This window comes from Pontibacter deserti (assembly GCF_023630255.1).
GTDB lineage: Bacteria > Bacteroidota > Bacteroidia > Cytophagales > Hymenobacteraceae > Pontibacter > Pontibacter deserti.
On record NZ_JALPRS010000003.1, the window covers coordinates 416,016 to 430,656 of the forward strand.

The 14,641-nt window shown below is 45.4% G+C and carries 15 protein-coding genes; 11 read left to right on the forward strand and 4 right to left on the reverse strand.

Annotation, left to right across the window (positions count from 1 at the left end; translation table 11 throughout):
* Positions 1-150: 150 nt before the first annotated feature.
* Positions 151-1,125, reverse strand: coding sequence for an NAD-dependent epimerase/dehydratase family protein (locus MJ612_RS16740; RefSeq protein ID WP_187032013.1), 975 nt, complete (start codon positions 1,123-1,125; stop codon positions 151-153).
* A gap of 345 nt (positions 1,126-1,470) precedes the next feature.
* On the opposite strand from MJ612_RS16740, the gene MJ612_RS16745 reads away from it, so the two are divergent.
* The 3 genes from MJ612_RS16745 to MJ612_RS16755 all read left to right on the forward strand — a co-directional run bounded on the left by MJ612_RS16745 (position 1,471) and on the right by MJ612_RS16755 (position 4,204).
* Positions 1,471-2,631, forward strand: coding sequence for a hypothetical protein (locus MJ612_RS16745; RefSeq protein WP_187032011.1), 1,161 nt, complete (start codon positions 1,471-1,473; stop codon positions 2,629-2,631).
* A 58-nt stretch (positions 2,632-2,689) separates the two neighbouring features.
* Positions 2,690-3,886 carry a glycine C-acetyltransferase gene (gene kbl, locus MJ612_RS16750; protein WP_187032009.1) on the forward strand — a complete coding sequence of 399 codons (1,197 nt, stop codon included), beginning with the start codon at positions 2,690-2,692 and terminating at the stop codon, positions 3,884-3,886.
* 99 nt (positions 3,887-3,985) lie between these two features.
* On the forward strand, positions 3,986-4,204 hold the full coding sequence (locus MJ612_RS16755) for a PLDc N-terminal domain-containing protein (RefSeq protein ID WP_187032007.1): 219 nt from the start codon (positions 3,986-3,988) through the stop codon (positions 4,202-4,204).
* A gap of 69 nt (positions 4,205-4,273) precedes the next feature.
* Here MJ612_RS16755 and cdaA read toward each other — a convergent pair whose 3' ends face one another.
* Together cdaA and folP are read right to left on the reverse strand one after the other, a co-directional pair.
* A complete protein-coding gene (gene cdaA, locus MJ612_RS16760; RefSeq protein ID WP_187032005.1) occupies positions 4,274-5,113 on the reverse strand; it encodes a diadenylate cyclase CdaA in 840 nt (279 codons plus the stop codon).
* Positions 5,110-5,967 (reverse strand): dihydropteroate synthase, encoded by an 858-nt coding sequence (gene folP, locus MJ612_RS16765; RefSeq protein WP_187032003.1) that lies wholly within the window; start codon positions 5,965-5,967, stop codon positions 5,110-5,112. The genes cdaA and folP overlap by 4 nt, the downstream gene beginning before the upstream one ends.
* Before the next feature lie 44 nt (positions 5,968-6,011).
* On the opposite strand from folP, the gene MJ612_RS16770 reads away from it, so the two are divergent.
* The 8 genes from MJ612_RS16770 (at position 6,012) to MJ612_RS16805 (ending at position 14,184) form a co-directional block, all read left to right on the forward strand.
* Positions 6,012-6,566 (forward strand): DUF1599 domain-containing protein, encoded by a 555-nt coding sequence (locus MJ612_RS16770; protein ID WP_187032001.1) that lies wholly within the window; start codon positions 6,012-6,014, stop codon positions 6,564-6,566.
* Between the two features lie 144 nt (positions 6,567-6,710).
* Positions 6,711-7,283 carry a hypothetical protein gene (locus tag MJ612_RS16775; RefSeq protein WP_187031999.1) on the forward strand — a complete coding sequence of 191 codons (573 nt, stop codon included), beginning with the start codon at positions 6,711-6,713 and terminating at the stop codon, positions 7,281-7,283.
* Positions 7,284-7,344: 61 nt separating this feature from the next.
* Positions 7,345-8,439 (forward strand): BT_3928 family protein, encoded by a 1,095-nt coding sequence (locus tag MJ612_RS16780; protein ID WP_187031997.1) that lies wholly within the window; start codon positions 7,345-7,347, stop codon positions 8,437-8,439.
* A 5-nt stretch (positions 8,440-8,444) separates the two neighbouring features.
* Positions 8,445-9,152: an HNH endonuclease gene (locus MJ612_RS16785; RefSeq protein ID WP_222619657.1), complete on the forward strand. Its 708-nt coding sequence runs from the start codon at positions 8,445-8,447 to the stop codon at positions 9,150-9,152.
* A gap of 11 nt (positions 9,153-9,163) precedes the next feature.
* Positions 9,164-10,225, forward strand: a complete 1,062-nt coding sequence (locus MJ612_RS16790; protein WP_187031995.1) for an ABC transporter permease — start codon at positions 9,164-9,166, stop codon at positions 10,223-10,225.
* A gap of 88 nt (positions 10,226-10,313) precedes the next feature.
* On the forward strand, positions 10,314-10,820 hold the full coding sequence (locus MJ612_RS16795) for a shikimate kinase (RefSeq protein ID WP_187031993.1): 507 nt from the start codon (positions 10,314-10,316) through the stop codon (positions 10,818-10,820).
* Between the two features lie 102 nt (positions 10,821-10,922).
* Complete coding sequence (locus MJ612_RS16800) at positions 10,923-11,531, forward strand: sterol desaturase family protein (protein WP_187031991.1); 609 nt, start codon at positions 10,923-10,925, stop codon at positions 11,529-11,531.
* Between the two features lie 316 nt (positions 11,532-11,847).
* Positions 11,848-14,184 carry a T9SS type A sorting domain-containing protein gene (locus tag MJ612_RS16805; RefSeq protein ID WP_187031989.1) on the forward strand — a complete coding sequence of 779 codons (2,337 nt, stop codon included), beginning with the start codon at positions 11,848-11,850 and terminating at the stop codon, positions 14,182-14,184.
* A gap of 32 nt (positions 14,185-14,216) precedes the next feature.
* Here MJ612_RS16805 and MJ612_RS16810 read toward each other — a convergent pair whose 3' ends face one another.
* Complete coding sequence (locus tag MJ612_RS16810) at positions 14,217-14,387, reverse strand: hypothetical protein (RefSeq protein ID WP_187031987.1); 171 nt, start codon at positions 14,385-14,387, stop codon at positions 14,217-14,219.
* Between the last annotated feature and the right edge of the window lie 254 nt (positions 14,388-14,641).

A 14,641-nucleotide genomic window follows, 5' to 3' on the forward strand; every position in this document is an offset into this window, starting at 1 on the left:
ATCAACCCAGATATCTCAAGCTGTTCGAGATGACAGAAAAAAGTAACAGAAGCTCCCTCTCCTGTTTTTAGGAGAGGGATGGGGTGAGGTAAAACAAAAAAGGCGACACATCGCTGCATCGCCTTTTTCTAAAACTATAGTTCTGCAAACCTATACAGCCTGCTCTTGCTTCATCTTTTTCAAATTCAGCAGCATATCCGCAGTCATCGCATCCAGGTCGTAAGCTGGTTTCCAGTTCCAGTCCTGTTGTGCGGCGCTGTCGTCTATGCTTTGTGGCCACGAGTCGGCTATTTGCTGGCGCGAGTCTGGCTTGTAGCTGATCTCAAATTCCGGGATATGTTTCTGGATTGACTCAGCGATCTCTTTTGGTGAGAAGCTCATGGCGCTCAGGTTATACGAGCTGCGAACTTTTACTTGCTCTGCCGGGGCATGCATCAAGTCCAATGTAGCTTTCAGGGCATCTGGCATGTACATCATCGGCAGGTAGGTGTTCTCGCTCAGGAAGCATTCGTAGCTGGCGCTTTCCAAGGCCTGGTGGTAAATATCAACGGCGTAATCTGTTGTACCACCACCTGGTAATGCTTTGTAACCAATAAGGCCAGGGTAACGCAGGCTGCGCACATCCAGGCCATACTTCTCGAAATAATATTCGCACCAGCGCTCACCAGCCTGTTTACTGATACCATACACCGTGTTAGGGTCCATGATCGTGTGCTGCGGCGTGTTCTGGCGTGGGGTGTTCGGTCCGAAAACAGCAATAGAGCTCGGCCAGTATACCTTCTCTACTTTATGCTCCAGGGCCAGGTCCAGCACATTAAACAGGCCGTCCATGTTCAGCTTCCATGCAAATTTCGGATTTTTCTCGCCGGTTGCTGACAGCACCGCTGCCAGGTGGTAGATCTGCTTGAATTTATATTTTGCTGCCAGTTCGCCCATTGCTTTTGGGTCCAGCACATCTATTTTCTCGAAAGGGCCTGAATCGCGCAGGTCGACATTTTTAGGTGCTGCAATATCTGCCGCCACTACATTGCTTCCGCCATACATATTACGCAGTTCCATGGTTAGTTCTGAGCCAAGCTGGCCACTCGAACCTATTACCAATACCGTATCACTTGTGTTTGCCATAATTACGCTAAATCGTTTGCACAAAGTAACCTATTTCAATGCAATCCTGAAAGTATAACTTATAAGAAACACAGGTGCTTGTATGATTTGGATAGGAGAAAGTTGCTTAAATACAAAAAGAGAGTGCCTGCGTATTGCAAGCGCTCTCTAAAACCAAACTAATCTAACACTTATTACACACCTTGTAACAAAGGTAACTAACTGGTTGCAGCCCCGGAACAGCATGCCGCAGACTTAAAGATTAAATAACATTAGCCTGAAAAGCAGCCTGGATGTTACTGGCTTGTGCAACGGATTTGCCTATATTTGTAAGAATTAGCCTGTGTTTTACAAGACGGCCTGTACATGACGTTTGAAGAATACCTTGTAAAGAAACGCATTAATAAAGCTGCATTTGTGGCTGGCGACCCTGCGCGGTTTGCTGCCTGGGAAGACATGTATACCCAGATGCACCCGAACAGCTTTTATATTGCCGTAAAAATGGTGATAAATGATGTGCGGTTAAGGTATCATTTAGCGGAAAAAGATGTGCCAAAAGCTGCTCCGGCAACTGCTGCACCACGCCCGGTTATGCGTCGTGCCGCTCCGGCTGCAGAAGCAACACAACCTGCTGTTCCACAGGAAACATTAGAAGCCACACCAACTCCAAAGCCGCGGCCAGTAGTTAAGCACCCAACTATAACCAAGCCAACTATAGCCGAAGGCGAAACTATAAATCCGGAAGAAACTAAACCTGCTGAGCCAGCTAAGCCAAGGCCGGTAATCAAGCGACCAATTATAGCTAAACCTGCAGCTACTGCAGAGGGCGAAACTCCGGTTTCAGAAAGTAAGCCTGCAACAGAAGGTACCACGCCAACCAGACCACGGCCGGTAATTAAGCGTCCTGCCGCTTTACAGAAACCTGCTACAGAAGGAACAGAAGCTACCAAAGCTTCAGAGCCAACTATAGTTCCGGAAGCCGAAACGCCTAAACCACCAGCGCGCCCAAGACCTGTTATAAAAAGACCGACTGCCCTGCAAAAGCCAACAGAAGAAAAACCTGCGGATGTAGAAGGTCCATCAACAGAGATAACTAACGGAACTATAAAGCCAGCAGAAACTATAGTTTCAGGAGAGGCGGAAACGCCAAAACCTGCCCGGCCACGACCGGTAATGAAACGACCTGTAGCTCTGCAGCAGCCACTTGTAGCAGAAGAAGCTAAACCTGAAGCTGAAAAGTCGGAAGAGCAGCCAACTATAAACGCTGCCGAAGAACCTGTTCCTGCGCCAAAGCCACCAAGGCCGCGACCTGTAATTAAAAGGCCAACGCCTGCTACAGAGTCAACTATAAGCGAAGCGAAACCGGAAGAACCAACGCAGCCAACTATAGCTGAGGCAAAAGCTGAGCAGCCTGAACCGGAGGTACCAACAGACGAAACTATAAAACCAAAGCCGCCACGTCCGCGCCCTATTATCCGGAGGCCACCGCCTAAACCAGATGAGACCGGCGACGCAACCGGCGTATAACTATAGTTTATAACTTATCCAGAACTAAAAACGAACAACGATAAACGAATAACGAAATATGTACGAAACCTTAAAACCTGACCTGGAACAACAGCTGGAAGAAATAAAGGCTGCCGGACTATATAAGCAAGAGCGCATTATTACTACGCCACAGGGCGCCGACATTGATACCACACAGATGCACCATGTGCTTAACTTCTGCGCCAACAACTACCTGGGCTTATCGGCTCACCCAAAGGTAATTGAAGCTGCCAAGGAAGCTATTGATACACATGGCTACGGCATGAGCTCAGTGCGTTTTATCTGCGGTACCCAGGATATTCATAAAGAGCTGGAGCGTAAGTTATCTGAGTTCTTAGGCACTGAAGATACAATCCTTTACGCCGCCGCTTTCGATGCGAATGGTGGTGTGTTTGAGCCTTTGTTTGATGCCGATTCAGCTATTATTTCGGATGCGCTGAACCATGCTTCAATTATAGATGGCGTGCGTTTGTGTAAGGCACAGCGTTTCCGTTATAACCACAACGACATGGCCGACCTGGAAGCAAAGCTGCAGGAGGCTGTAAATGCCAATACAAAACACCGCATTATAGTTACCGACGGTTCATTCTCGATGGACGGTACAGTTGCACAGCTGGATAAGATCGTAGCACTGGCTGACAAGTATAAAGCGCTGATCATGGTAGATGATTCGCATTCTACTGGCTTTATGGGTAAGACCGGCCGTGGCGTGCACGAGTACCACAACGTAATGGATAAAGTGGACATCATTACAGGTACGCTGGGCAAAGCACTGGGTGGTGCCATGGGTGGTTTCACATCCGGTAAAAAAGAGATTATTGAGATGCTGCGCCAGCGTTCGCGTCCTTACCTGTTCTCTAACTCACTGGCTCCGTCTATAGTGGGCGCTTCTATTGCCGTATTGGATATGCTGAGCTCAACCACTGAACTGCGCGATAAGCTGGAGTGGAACACCAAATATTTCCGTGAGCAGATAACAGCAGCCGGTTTCGATATTAAGCCAGGCGATCACCCGATTGTACCGGTTATGTTGTACGATGCACCGCTGGCACAGGAATTTGCAGCCCGTATGCTGGACAGAGGTATTTATGTGATCGGTTTCTACTACCCGGTTGTACCAAAAGGCCAGGCCCGTATCCGTGTGCAGCTGTCTGCCGTGCACGACAGAGTACATATCGATAAATGTATTGCCGCCTTTACCGAAGTAGGCAGAGAGCTTGGTGTGATCAAGTAAGATTATCCCTCGTGAATAATAAAAAGGCCACTCTTATAACAGGAGTGGCTTTTTTCTTGTTGAGTTTTAGTAACTTGATGTTTAAACTATAAATCTGGAATGGAATTGATCTCGTTTGGCAGCAGCAACTTTACCTATAGTTTGATAATCACGCTGATGATTATCTATTATGCAGGAGCGTTGGTGTCGCTTATTCACCTGATTTTTAAAACAGATTACGATCTGAAAGAGCGCCTGCTCTGGATGCTGGTGCTATGGCTTATACCTATACTTGGATTAATATTCTACTGGGTAAGCTGGCGGAAACGTAAAGTATAAACTTAGTACTGGCGCTGGTATCTAACCGGTGTCGCAAAGTGTGCGCGAGTCTCCAGACTCGCTGGGAAATCAGGCAGCACTCACCGATTTTTCGGATGGGCTTATAGTTGCACGTTGGTCCGTATCGAACAGGAACTGGTTAAGCTTTACGCGCAGGTCAGCAGAAGATAAGTTACGGAAAGCTTCGCCGTTTCGCACCAAGGCAATCTGCCCGGTCTCTTCCGAAACTACCAAAACTATACTGTCTGTGATCTCCGTTAAACCGATAGCTGCACGGTGCCTCAGACCCATAGAAGCCGGAATCTCCTGGTTCTCAGAAACCGGAAGTATACAGCGCGCCGCTTTTATTCGATTGCTTGCTATAATTACGGCACCATCGTGTAGCGGGCTGTTCTTGTTAAAGATCGACATCAGCAAACGCTTCGAGATAACGGCATCAATCAAATCCCCTGACTCGGCATAGTATTTCAACTCAGAGCTTTTTGCAAATACAATAAGGGCACCCGTATTTTTAGCGGCCAGTGATTTTGCAGCTTCTATAAAAGGCGTTAAGCTCAGTTTTTCTGTTTGCTCGCGGCGCCACGGAAATCCCCAGAAACGGTCGTGGTTAAAGGCGGTGGTTTTACCTATTAATAACAGGAAACGGCGGATCTCAGGCTGGAACAGGATAATGGCAGCAAGCACACCCACCCCCATAAACTGCCCAAGTATAATACTGAGCAACTCCATGCCGGCGGCACGCACCACCAGGTATAGCAGGTAAATAGAGAGCAGGCCTAAAAAGATCTTGAGCGCCACACTACCGGTAAGCAGCTTGTATAGTTGGTATAGCAGCGCCGTTACGAGCAGAATGTCGATGATGTCGAGAAACTCGATCTCTAAAAACCCTATTGTGAATAAGAATGTCAAAGTGTTGTTTTCTTGTATAGTTCTATTGCCTGCTTAGTTTCTTTTACGTCGTGTACACGCAAAATATTGGCTCCCTTCATCAGGGCAATGGTATTTACAACTATCGTTCCGGTTAAGGCATCAGCCTGGTCAATGCCCAGTGTTTTGTAAACCATCGATTTACGCGACATGCCCGCAAGTATAGGTAAGCCCAATATACGCAAATCTTCCAGACGGTTCAGTAACTCGAAGTTATGTTCTGTAGTTTTTGCAAAGCCAAAACCGGGGTCAAGTATAATATCGTTAACGCCGAGGCGGGTAAGCTTAGCCACCTGTTGCTGCAGCTCGTCCAGCACTTCTATCGTCACATCGCTATAGTTGGCCATAGTTTGCATGGTTTGCGGTGTGCCGCGCATGTGCATCAGTATGTACGGAACCTGCAGTCGGGCCACGGTCTCAAACATCTTTTCATCCAAAGTGCCACCTGCCACGTCGTTTATGATAGCTGCGCCTGCGTTTATACTTGCTTCGGCCACATCAGCCCTGAATGTATCCACTGAAAGTAAAACATCCGGAAACTCCCGAACTATAGATTCGATGGCAGGTATAAGCCTGTCATGTTCTTCCTGAGACGAAATATCTGCTGCGCCGGGACGCGTGGAATAACCACCAATATCGAGTATGTCGGCCCCTTCAGCCAGCATAACGCGGGCACGTTCAATGGCTTCTTCGGTGGAGCTCAGGCGGCTGCCGGGGTAAAAAGAATCGGGGGTAACATTCAGGATGCCCATCACCAGCGGCGTGTCCAGGGAGAGGAGCTTTCCGCGACAGTTAAGTGTGGTTTTTTTCTTAAAAAGCGTATCTTTCGATTCCAATGTAGGCACCTTGGTCTATTGATTTTAAAATTAAAGCTAAAAAGTTGATTAGTCAAACACTCCAGGAATATAATCAGGTAGTACAGCGCTGCAAAGACACTTTTGTGAAGAAAACAAAAGATTATGGCACGGCTTGGCGCGTGCTGCGACTGCCTTCTATTACCGATCAGATCTTTATTAAGGCGCAACGCATCCGCTCTATTCAGGAGAAGGGCAAGCAGCTGGTGGAAGACGACATCCGCGACGAGTTTGTAGGCATTATTAACTACTGCGTAATTGCCCTGATGCAGCTTAGTTTGCCAGCCGATGCCGAACAGACGTTGCCAGCCGAAGAAGTAGAGCGCCAGTATACGCACCACATCGAAGAGAACATAAAGCTGCTGACGGCCAAGAACCACGATTACGGCGAAGCCTGGCGCGACATGCGTGTAAGCTCCATCACCGACATTATCCTGATGAAACTATACCGCACCAAGCAGATAGAAGACAACGAAGGCCAGACGCTGATCTCGGAAGGTGTGGAAGCCAACTACCGCGACATGATCAACTACGCCGTTTTTGCGCTGATAAAGCTGGGTTTTGCGGAGAAGGTGCAGTAAGTTATAGTTTATAAATTTGGCTATAGTTGTAACATTCTTTAGTGTCATCCCGAGCGCAGCCGAGGGATCTTATACTGCACAATAGGTGGGCACATAAGATGTCTCGACTGCGCTCGACATGACAGGTTGATTAAATTACAAGAAATGAAATACTTTATAGTTATTGCTGTAGCTCTACTTTGTATGACTTCTTGTAGTAACTCAAAGAGCTATAGTATTGATGGTATAGAGTATACTGTAACTCCTGTTGATAGCTCTTTAAATTTATTGGTTGAGACCAATGAATTTTCTGGCGTTATATTTAATGAGAAGACAAAGCCATACCGTGATATCTTCTCATTTAGGATGTTGGTTAGACCAACTAAAGAAGAAAAAATTACGGCTTTTACACCGTCTCTTGAAGAAATCATCAAAGCCGAGAGAATTCTAAAAAGATGTGTTGAAGTCGATAAGATTGGTGCTGACAGTATGGAAATATCGGATGGCTCAATTCAAGAATTATCTAACTATAGCAGGCAGTATTTTGGAGCAGTTAATGAAAAAGGTCAAAAGCTTATTTGGATTAACTGTTTTGCAAAACAGAGTGCCTTTATTAATCCTACTTGGAAAATAGAAGAAGTTTCTGTAGATGATGGTGGAGACTGGTTCTTTAATATAATTACAAATATTGATACAGATGAATGTTACGGTTTCTTTAGAAACTCAATTGGTGGTTAACTCCACAACTATAAACTTATTAACTTTCTAAACCTCTAACTTTCTAACTGAAAGCAGAACCATGAAATACATCACCAAATTCTTCTGGCTCTTTGTGGGCGTGCTGTTCATCTTTTCAGGGTTGATCAAGATAAACGACCCGGTAGGCACTGCCATTAAACTGGAAGAGTATTTCGAAGTTTTCTCGACAGACATTGCGCCGTTCTTTAAATCGCTGGAGCCGGCCGCGCTGTTTCTGTCTATTTTCCTGAGTGCACTGGAGATTGTGCTGGGCGTGGCGCTGCTCGTGCGCTGGAAACTGAAAGAAGTGTTGTGGCTACTGTTGGCCATGATCGTGTTCTTCACTTTCCTGACGTTCTATTCAGCCTATTTTAACAAAGTAACCGACTGCGGCTGCTTCGGCGATGCTATAAAGCTTACGCCTTGGGAATCGTTTACCAAAGATGTGGTGCTGCTGGTGATGATCATCGTGCTGCTGATGACCCAGCGTTACCTGCAACCGTTTATCAGCCAGAAGGTGGGCGCAGCTATAACCGCGCTTACAGCTATACTATCGGTGGGCATTGGCTGGTACGCTTACGAAAACCTGCCTTACATCGACTTCCGCGCTTACAAGATTGGTAACAACATCCCAACACTCATGAAGCCATCGGCACCGCTGAAGTATAAGTATGTGATGACGAAAGGCGGCGAAGAACAGGAGTTTACAGAATACCCAACTGACACCACCTGGGCCTTTAAAGAAATGGTAGCTGTTAATCCGGAAGATGGCCCTAAGATTACAGATTTCAACGTTTGGAACGATGAAGGCGACCATACGCAGGAGGTATTGACCGGTACTAAACTGGTTATAGTGGTGCAAAACGTAGCCAAAGCCGGCACCGAAAATTTTGATAAGATAAATGCGCTGGTTGCAGCAGCAGAGAAGCAGGGCATTACACCTATAGTTATTACCAGCAGTGGAGCACAGGAGTTTGAAGCATTCCGACACGAAGTAAATCTGGCAGCCCCATATTTTTTTGGCGATGGTACAGTGCTTAAAACCATTATCCGCTCAAACCCGGGTATATGGCTTCTGAAAGACGGCACCACCAAAGGCCTGTGGCACCACAACAATACGCCAACTATTGAGGAAGTGAAGCAGTTGTTACAATAGGATATATGCAGCAGATTCAAGCGGGAGATATTATCTCTTATACACAAATGTGCCTTTCGGAAGGTCATTCTTTGCAACGGGGAATGAATTTCCAAATTGGTGGCAGGGTAAGCGTTATCCTAATGTCTGTGCGTAAAGGTGCTCCTTATGCGGATAGGTTGGAAGACGATGGAGAAGTTTTAATTTATGAAGGACATGATGTCCCTAAAAATGAAGCTGCATATCCAAAGTTAGTTGATCAGCTAATGGAAACTCCAAAAGGTACTCCAACTCAAAACGGGAAATTCTTTAAGGCCGCCCATGATTTTAAAGATGGTGGAGCAGAACCTGAACTGGTGAAGGTATACGAGAAAATTAAAGATGGCATTTGGGTTTATAATGGTGTCTTTGAGCTAATTGATGCCTGGGAAGAAATAGGTGATAACAGAAGTGTTTTCAAGTTTAAGCTAAGAGTAACTGATAGGACTGCATCACAAAAAACTGAAAGAGCTGAAGAGCTTAAAGATTTAAATCATAATAGAATGATCCCTACTTCAGTTAAACTAGATGTTTGGAAGCGTGATAAAGGTAAATGTGTTGAGTGTGGTAGCAGTGATAACCTTCATTTTGACCATATTTTACCCTTCTCAAAAGGTGGCACATCTCTTAAAACAGATAATATCCAATTGCTTTGTGCAAGACATAATTTGCAAAAAAGCGATAAAATAGTTTAAAGCAATTATACATGAAATTTCTAGGATTTATACTTAGCCGACTGGGGCACGGCCTGCTGATCATGCTGGGTGTGTTGGTGGTGGTATTTTTCCTGTTCAACGTGCTGCCTGGCGACCCGGTGGCGATGCTGGCTGGCCAACGCTCCGACCTAAGCACGCGCGAAGCCATTACCAAAGACTTGGGTCTGGATAAACCATTACCGGCGCAGCTGCTATACTATATAAATGATGTGTCTCCGCTATCGGTGCACGAAGACACCGAAGCTAACCAGGAGAAGTATGAATACAGCAAACTGGCAGATTTCGGCGAAGATGCTATAGTTTGGAAGACGCCTTACCTGCGCCGCTCGTTCCAGAGCAATAAATCTGTAACCGATATCCTGTTAGACCATTTTACAGGCACCTTATGGTTGGCTGTGGCGGCCATGCTTATTGCGACGGTGTTTGGTATACTTTTCGGGGTGCTGGCTTCACTCAGGCCGCATAGTACCTTAGATCATACCTTAATAACCACATCTGTGCTGGGTATTTCGGTACCCTCGTTTGTGGCGGCTATACTTATTGCTATTACCTTCGGCTTTTACTGGAGCGACTGGACCGGCCTGAGCCTGACCGGGCAACTATACGAGATCGATCCTTTTGAAGGAAAAGAGCTGAAACTTCGCAATTTGTTGCTTCCGGCTTTTGCGTTAGGTATTCGCCCGTTGGCGGTTATAGTTCAGCTTACGCGCAGCTCCATGCTCGATGTCATGTCGCAGGACTATATTCGTACGGCACGTGCCAAAGGACTGAACCGAAGCAAAGTCATCGTTAACCATGCGCTCAAAAATGCACTTAACCCCGTAGTTACCGCTGCTTCGGGTTGGATGGCTTCGCTCATGGCCGGTGCCTTCTTTATCGAGTACATCTTTAACTGGAAAGGTTTAGGCTCGGTAACAATACAGGCTGTGCAGAATCTCGACTTTCCGCTGGTAATGGGAGCCACGCTGTTTGTAGCTTTCCTGTTCGTGCTCATCAACATCTTCGTAGACCTGCTCTACGCCGCCTTAGACCCAAGGGTAAAACTTGACTAACGCTTCGCTAATTATGAATGATTTTTATACTTCTGCATTATCCGATCAATTCATAATTTCTAATTCATAATTTCTAATTCTAAAGAAGATGCTGATCTTTTTACTCGGTATGATGGGCAGTGGCAAGTCCACGTTAGGGAAGGAGCTGGCTGAGAAACTGGGCTATACTTTCCTGGACCTGGATGCGGTTATCGAGGAGAGAGAGCAACGAACTATAGCACAAATCTTTGAACAGGAAGGGCAGGAGCGATTCCGGGAACTGGAGCATGAAGCGTTGCAAAGTATAATTGCGAACTATAGTCAGGCTATAGTTGCTACAGGCGGCGGCACACCCTGCTTTTTCGATAACATGGCACTTATGAATGCAGCCGGAGAAACCATCTTCCTGGACGTGCCACCTGAAATTTTAGCTGAAAGACTCTCACAGTCAGACCTTAACCTGCGCCCTTTACTGACGGGCAAAACACAATCCGAACTAATCTCGTTCTTAGGCAAAACATTAGCAGAACGTCGCCAGTTTTATGTGCAGGCAAAGCACCTAGTTGCAGCGCCAACGTATACTAGTAATGCATTGCTGGCGTTGCTTCGGCTATAAGTATAGCTTCCTGATACCCTGTTTTTGTTCTATCCCCGACGAAGCAACATTCAATTTTAGTTAGTTTGGCGGCCTGAAAGAACTAAAGCGTAACTATAAACTATGAAACCTAATCACAAAGGACGAGCTCAGATCTTCCAGAACCCTGTTTTGGAGCGGCTCACCAGAACGCACATTGCCCTCCCGATTTTTATCTTTATAGCTATTTCGGTAGGCTTGATTTACTACGGGCTGACGTACGGCTTTATAGACGTGCTGGAAGCCATTGGCCTTTTTTTCCTGGGTTGGTTTATTTTCAGTCTAATGGAATACTCGGCACATCGCTTTATCTTTCACATGGATACCGATACGCCGGTAAAAGCCAGAATTCAGTATACTTTCCATGGCAACCACCACGAGTACCCAAAAGACAAAGAGCGCCTGGCTATGCCACCAATTGTTAGTGTGCTGATCGCCTCGTTCCTGTTCTTTGTGTTTAAGCTGATATTCGGGCAGTTGGTGTTCGGAATTGTAGCCGGCGTATTGTTTGGGTATGCCATGTATCTGTTAGTGCATTATGCTGTGCACGCCTATGCTCCGCCTAAAAACTTCCTGAAAACGCTCTGGATCCATCACAGCATCCATCATTATAAAGATCCTGAAGTAGCCTACGGTGTATCGTCTCCGCTATGGGATTACCTTTTAGGTACGATGCCGAAAAGGGCTAAATAACTTTTAATAGAATTCTAACTAAAGTATAGCAGGGAAGTCAATGACTTCCCTTTTCTGTTTCTTTTAAAAAATAATAGGAGGATTTTTTATATAGGAGAATTTCAATGTTTTAACATGTAAGTTGTTCAGGTACAGTTTAAAGGGTTGCACTTAACCAATAATATTTAATTTTATGACAAGCTGATCGGTAGCTAAATGACTGTATAACAGGGTAGTAAGTTGTGGGCGTTATATGATATATGAAAAGATGTACATATCTTAGCATTACTATTTAAGTAACATCGGTTACACATTCATGTGATTGAAATACCCTAAAATGAAGAAGCAAGTAGCTTACAAATTAGTACTCATTCTCTTTTTCATAATAAGTGGTTTAGTTGTAGTGCCTGTAGGCGCACAAGTCAGTATTCCGCCAATGGTAGCCCAAGGGTATCAGCTTAAACACCACTACTCTCAAGATTTTAACACATTACCGGCTTCCGGCAGCAGCTCCTGGGCAAATGGCACTTCTTTGCCTGGTTGGTACGCTGTTCAGAAAAACGGAGAATTTAAAACCTCCATTATTGCTAACAATGGTGATACAAGGGGCTTTGCTTTGTACAGCTTCGGAAGTGTTGCTGCCACCGATCGTGCCTTAGGCGGGCATGGCGCAGAAGGTTGGCAAGGCTATTATTATGCACTTCGGTTCAAGAACGACTCTGGCAGAACTATAAAACATATTAATGTAAGTTTCGCCATAGAGCAATGGTACTGGACCAAAACGGCATCTTCCCCTTTTAGCTTTTCCTATAAAACAGGAGCTTCGGTTACAAACCCTGCAGATGCTACTGGCTGGACAACAGTTACTAACCTGGCAGGAAGTATAAAAGCAGCATCTGCTACCGCCAATGCAAAGCCATTATCCGGAAATGATGCAGCAAACAGAATACAACTTCAGGATCTTATACTTCAGGTAAATCTGGCACCAGGCGATGAGCTGATGCTGCGCTGGGAGCAACAGGATGCCGTATATGAATCAAACAATAAAGGTGAGTATCCATCAATTGCACTTGATGATGTACAGGTGGAGTTTGTTCAGAATGATGTATTCTATGCGATAGGTAAAGTGCTTAGTAACATTTCTAACTGGACAACAGACGGGACAACAGCGGGTCGCACACCAACTAATTTTACTGATGTTGAGCAACTGTTTGTTGTAAACACGGCTGGTAGCTATAAATTAAGTAAAGGTCTTGCTATATCCGGCGTAAACTCAAAGCTTATACTTGGGCAGGGCACTGATATTACAACCCTAACGGTACCCAATAAATATGCCCTTAAAGGCTCTGTAGACATAGCTGATAATGCCACACTGATTTTAAATCATGCATCTGTAGCGCCAACCTTTGGCAGTCTTGCCTCAAACAGTACCGTAGTTTACACCGATAGTACTTCTGCCCCGATTGGCGGCACTTATGGAAACCTGCGGATAACTGGCGGAAGGCAAAAAACCATAGATACAAACCTGCTGGTAAAAGGTAAACTTTGGCTGGATGAAACGAGCATCATGCTCCGCAACAGCGTGCTTACCTTAGATAATGGCGCAACCCTGGAAGCTGTAGGAGATGCTGCTCTTATTAAAATGAATGCAGGTGCAAGTATAAAACAGTATGTGCAGGGTGGCGGCAGCAACTTTTTGCCAATTGCCTCTGAAACTGGGTATGCACCCGTTAAAGTAGCACTGCCAGCTGGTAATACACCGCGTTATGTCAGTATAAATGTAACAGATGGGATATATGTACGCTACGATGCTAATCAGCAGGGAGTAGGTGAACCGGTACGAACTGAAGTGGTAAATAAGGTTTGGAATATCAGCCAGGAGGGGGCTACTACTCCGGATGCCACTGTTACATTTTACTGGAATGTCGCTGACGAGCTGCCGAATTTTGATCGGAACCTGGCAGAACTGGCGTATTATAATGCTGCGAAAGAAGCCTGGGAAGCAGCGGGTGCATCAAGCACAACCGGTGCGCGCGTTGCAGCTACCACTCCAGCTAATTATATGGGGCAAACCAATGTAAGAAGTGGTATGTATGCTGTTTGGCAACCTCCACGCGGCCCATTGCCAGTAGAGCTAACAACATTTACAGCAAACTATAAAAACGGGTTTACCACCCTGAACTGGAGCACGGCATCAGAGTACAATAGCAGTTACTTTGTAATCGAAACAAGTACGGATGGGAAACATTTCAGCAAAGTAGGGGAGGTAAAAGCGGCAGGTTTCAGTACGGTTAATAAAGATTACACTTTCACGCATCAGCCAACAGGTAACGGTATTATTTACTATAGATTAGCAGAATATGCTGTAAATGGTACGAAGTCCTATTCTAAAATAGTGGAAATAAATGCCAGGCAAACAGGTGCTGTAAGGATAGACATGTTCCCAAATCCAAGTAAGGGAAAGCTATACCTGGCATCTGCAACTATAACCGGCATTGTAAATGTAGTACTTTGCGATATTACAGGTAAGGCCATACTTACCCAACAAGTAGCTCTGGAGGCTGGTCAGCCATCAGAGATAAATCTGAAGCATTTGATGGAGGGTATATACCTGGTGCAGGTGCATAGTAGTGCCGGACGGCAGGTAATGAGGTTGCTGCATTCCCCCAATTAAATAAATCAAAAAGGAGCCTTTTGGCTCCTTTTTTATCTTCTGAATCTTCTGAATATCCAGGCAATCAGAAGTATAACTATAACAATAACAACGAGAGCAGTCCACATGCCTGCTTCAAAAATGTCTCCGACCAGTTCGCAACTGCTCAGTGTAAAAGCCATTAATATTAACAGCGTTGCTAAATATGTTCTTAAGTTGTTCATAGTTGTATCGTTTATGTCGGATGATGAGCCAGTATAGTGGTGCTATCTGAAGCCCATCATATGAAAATATACCTATCAGTAAATACTGTATTGTGGCGCAAAAGGTTGAGCGTCATTCGCCTCAGGTGGTGAAACAGCAACCATCAGAGGTCCCTCAATGGTATACATCTGCAACTATAGAAAAAATAGTGCTTACCGAGGCTACTATGCTTGTTTATAGTGTTTTAACTATATAAATTGTGTACGTAATATTT

Bases quoted from the DNA above. Each gene is read 5' to 3' on its own strand.
- MJ612_RS16740 (WP_187032013.1), bottom strand. From the start codon at position 1,125: ATGGCAAACACAAGTGATACGGTATTGGTAATAGGTTCGAGTGGCCAG.
- MJ612_RS16745 (WP_187032011.1), top strand. From the start codon at position 1,471: ATGACGTTTGAAGAATACCTTGTAAAGAAACGCATTAATAAAGCTGCA.
- kbl (WP_187032009.1), top strand. From the start codon at position 2,690: ATGTACGAAACCTTAAAACCTGACCTGGAACAACAGCTGGAAGAAATA.
- MJ612_RS16755 (WP_187032007.1), top strand. From the start codon at position 3,986: ATGGAATTGATCTCGTTTGGCAGCAGCAACTTTACCTATAGTTTGATA.
- MJ612_RS16775 (WP_187031999.1), top strand. From the start codon at position 6,711: ATGAAATACTTTATAGTTATTGCTGTAGCTCTACTTTGTATGACTTCT.
- MJ612_RS16780 (WP_187031997.1), top strand. From the start codon at position 7,345: ATGAAATACATCACCAAATTCTTCTGGCTCTTTGTGGGCGTGCTGTTC.
- MJ612_RS16785 (WP_222619657.1), top strand. From the start codon at position 8,445: ATGCAGCAGATTCAAGCGGGAGATATTATCTCTTATACACAAATGTGC.
- MJ612_RS16790 (WP_187031995.1), top strand. From the start codon at position 9,164: ATGAAATTTCTAGGATTTATACTTAGCCGACTGGGGCACGGCCTGCTG.
- MJ612_RS16795 (WP_187031993.1), top strand. From the start codon at position 10,314: ATGCTGATCTTTTTACTCGGTATGATGGGCAGTGGCAAGTCCACGTTA.
- MJ612_RS16800 (WP_187031991.1), top strand. From the start codon at position 10,923: ATGAAACCTAATCACAAAGGACGAGCTCAGATCTTCCAGAACCCTGTT.
- MJ612_RS16805 (WP_187031989.1), top strand. From the start codon at position 11,848: ATGAAGAAGCAAGTAGCTTACAAATTAGTACTCATTCTCTTTTTCATA.
- MJ612_RS16810 (WP_187031987.1), bottom strand. From the start codon at position 14,387: ATGAACAACTTAAGAACATATTTAGCAACGCTGTTAATATTAATGGCT.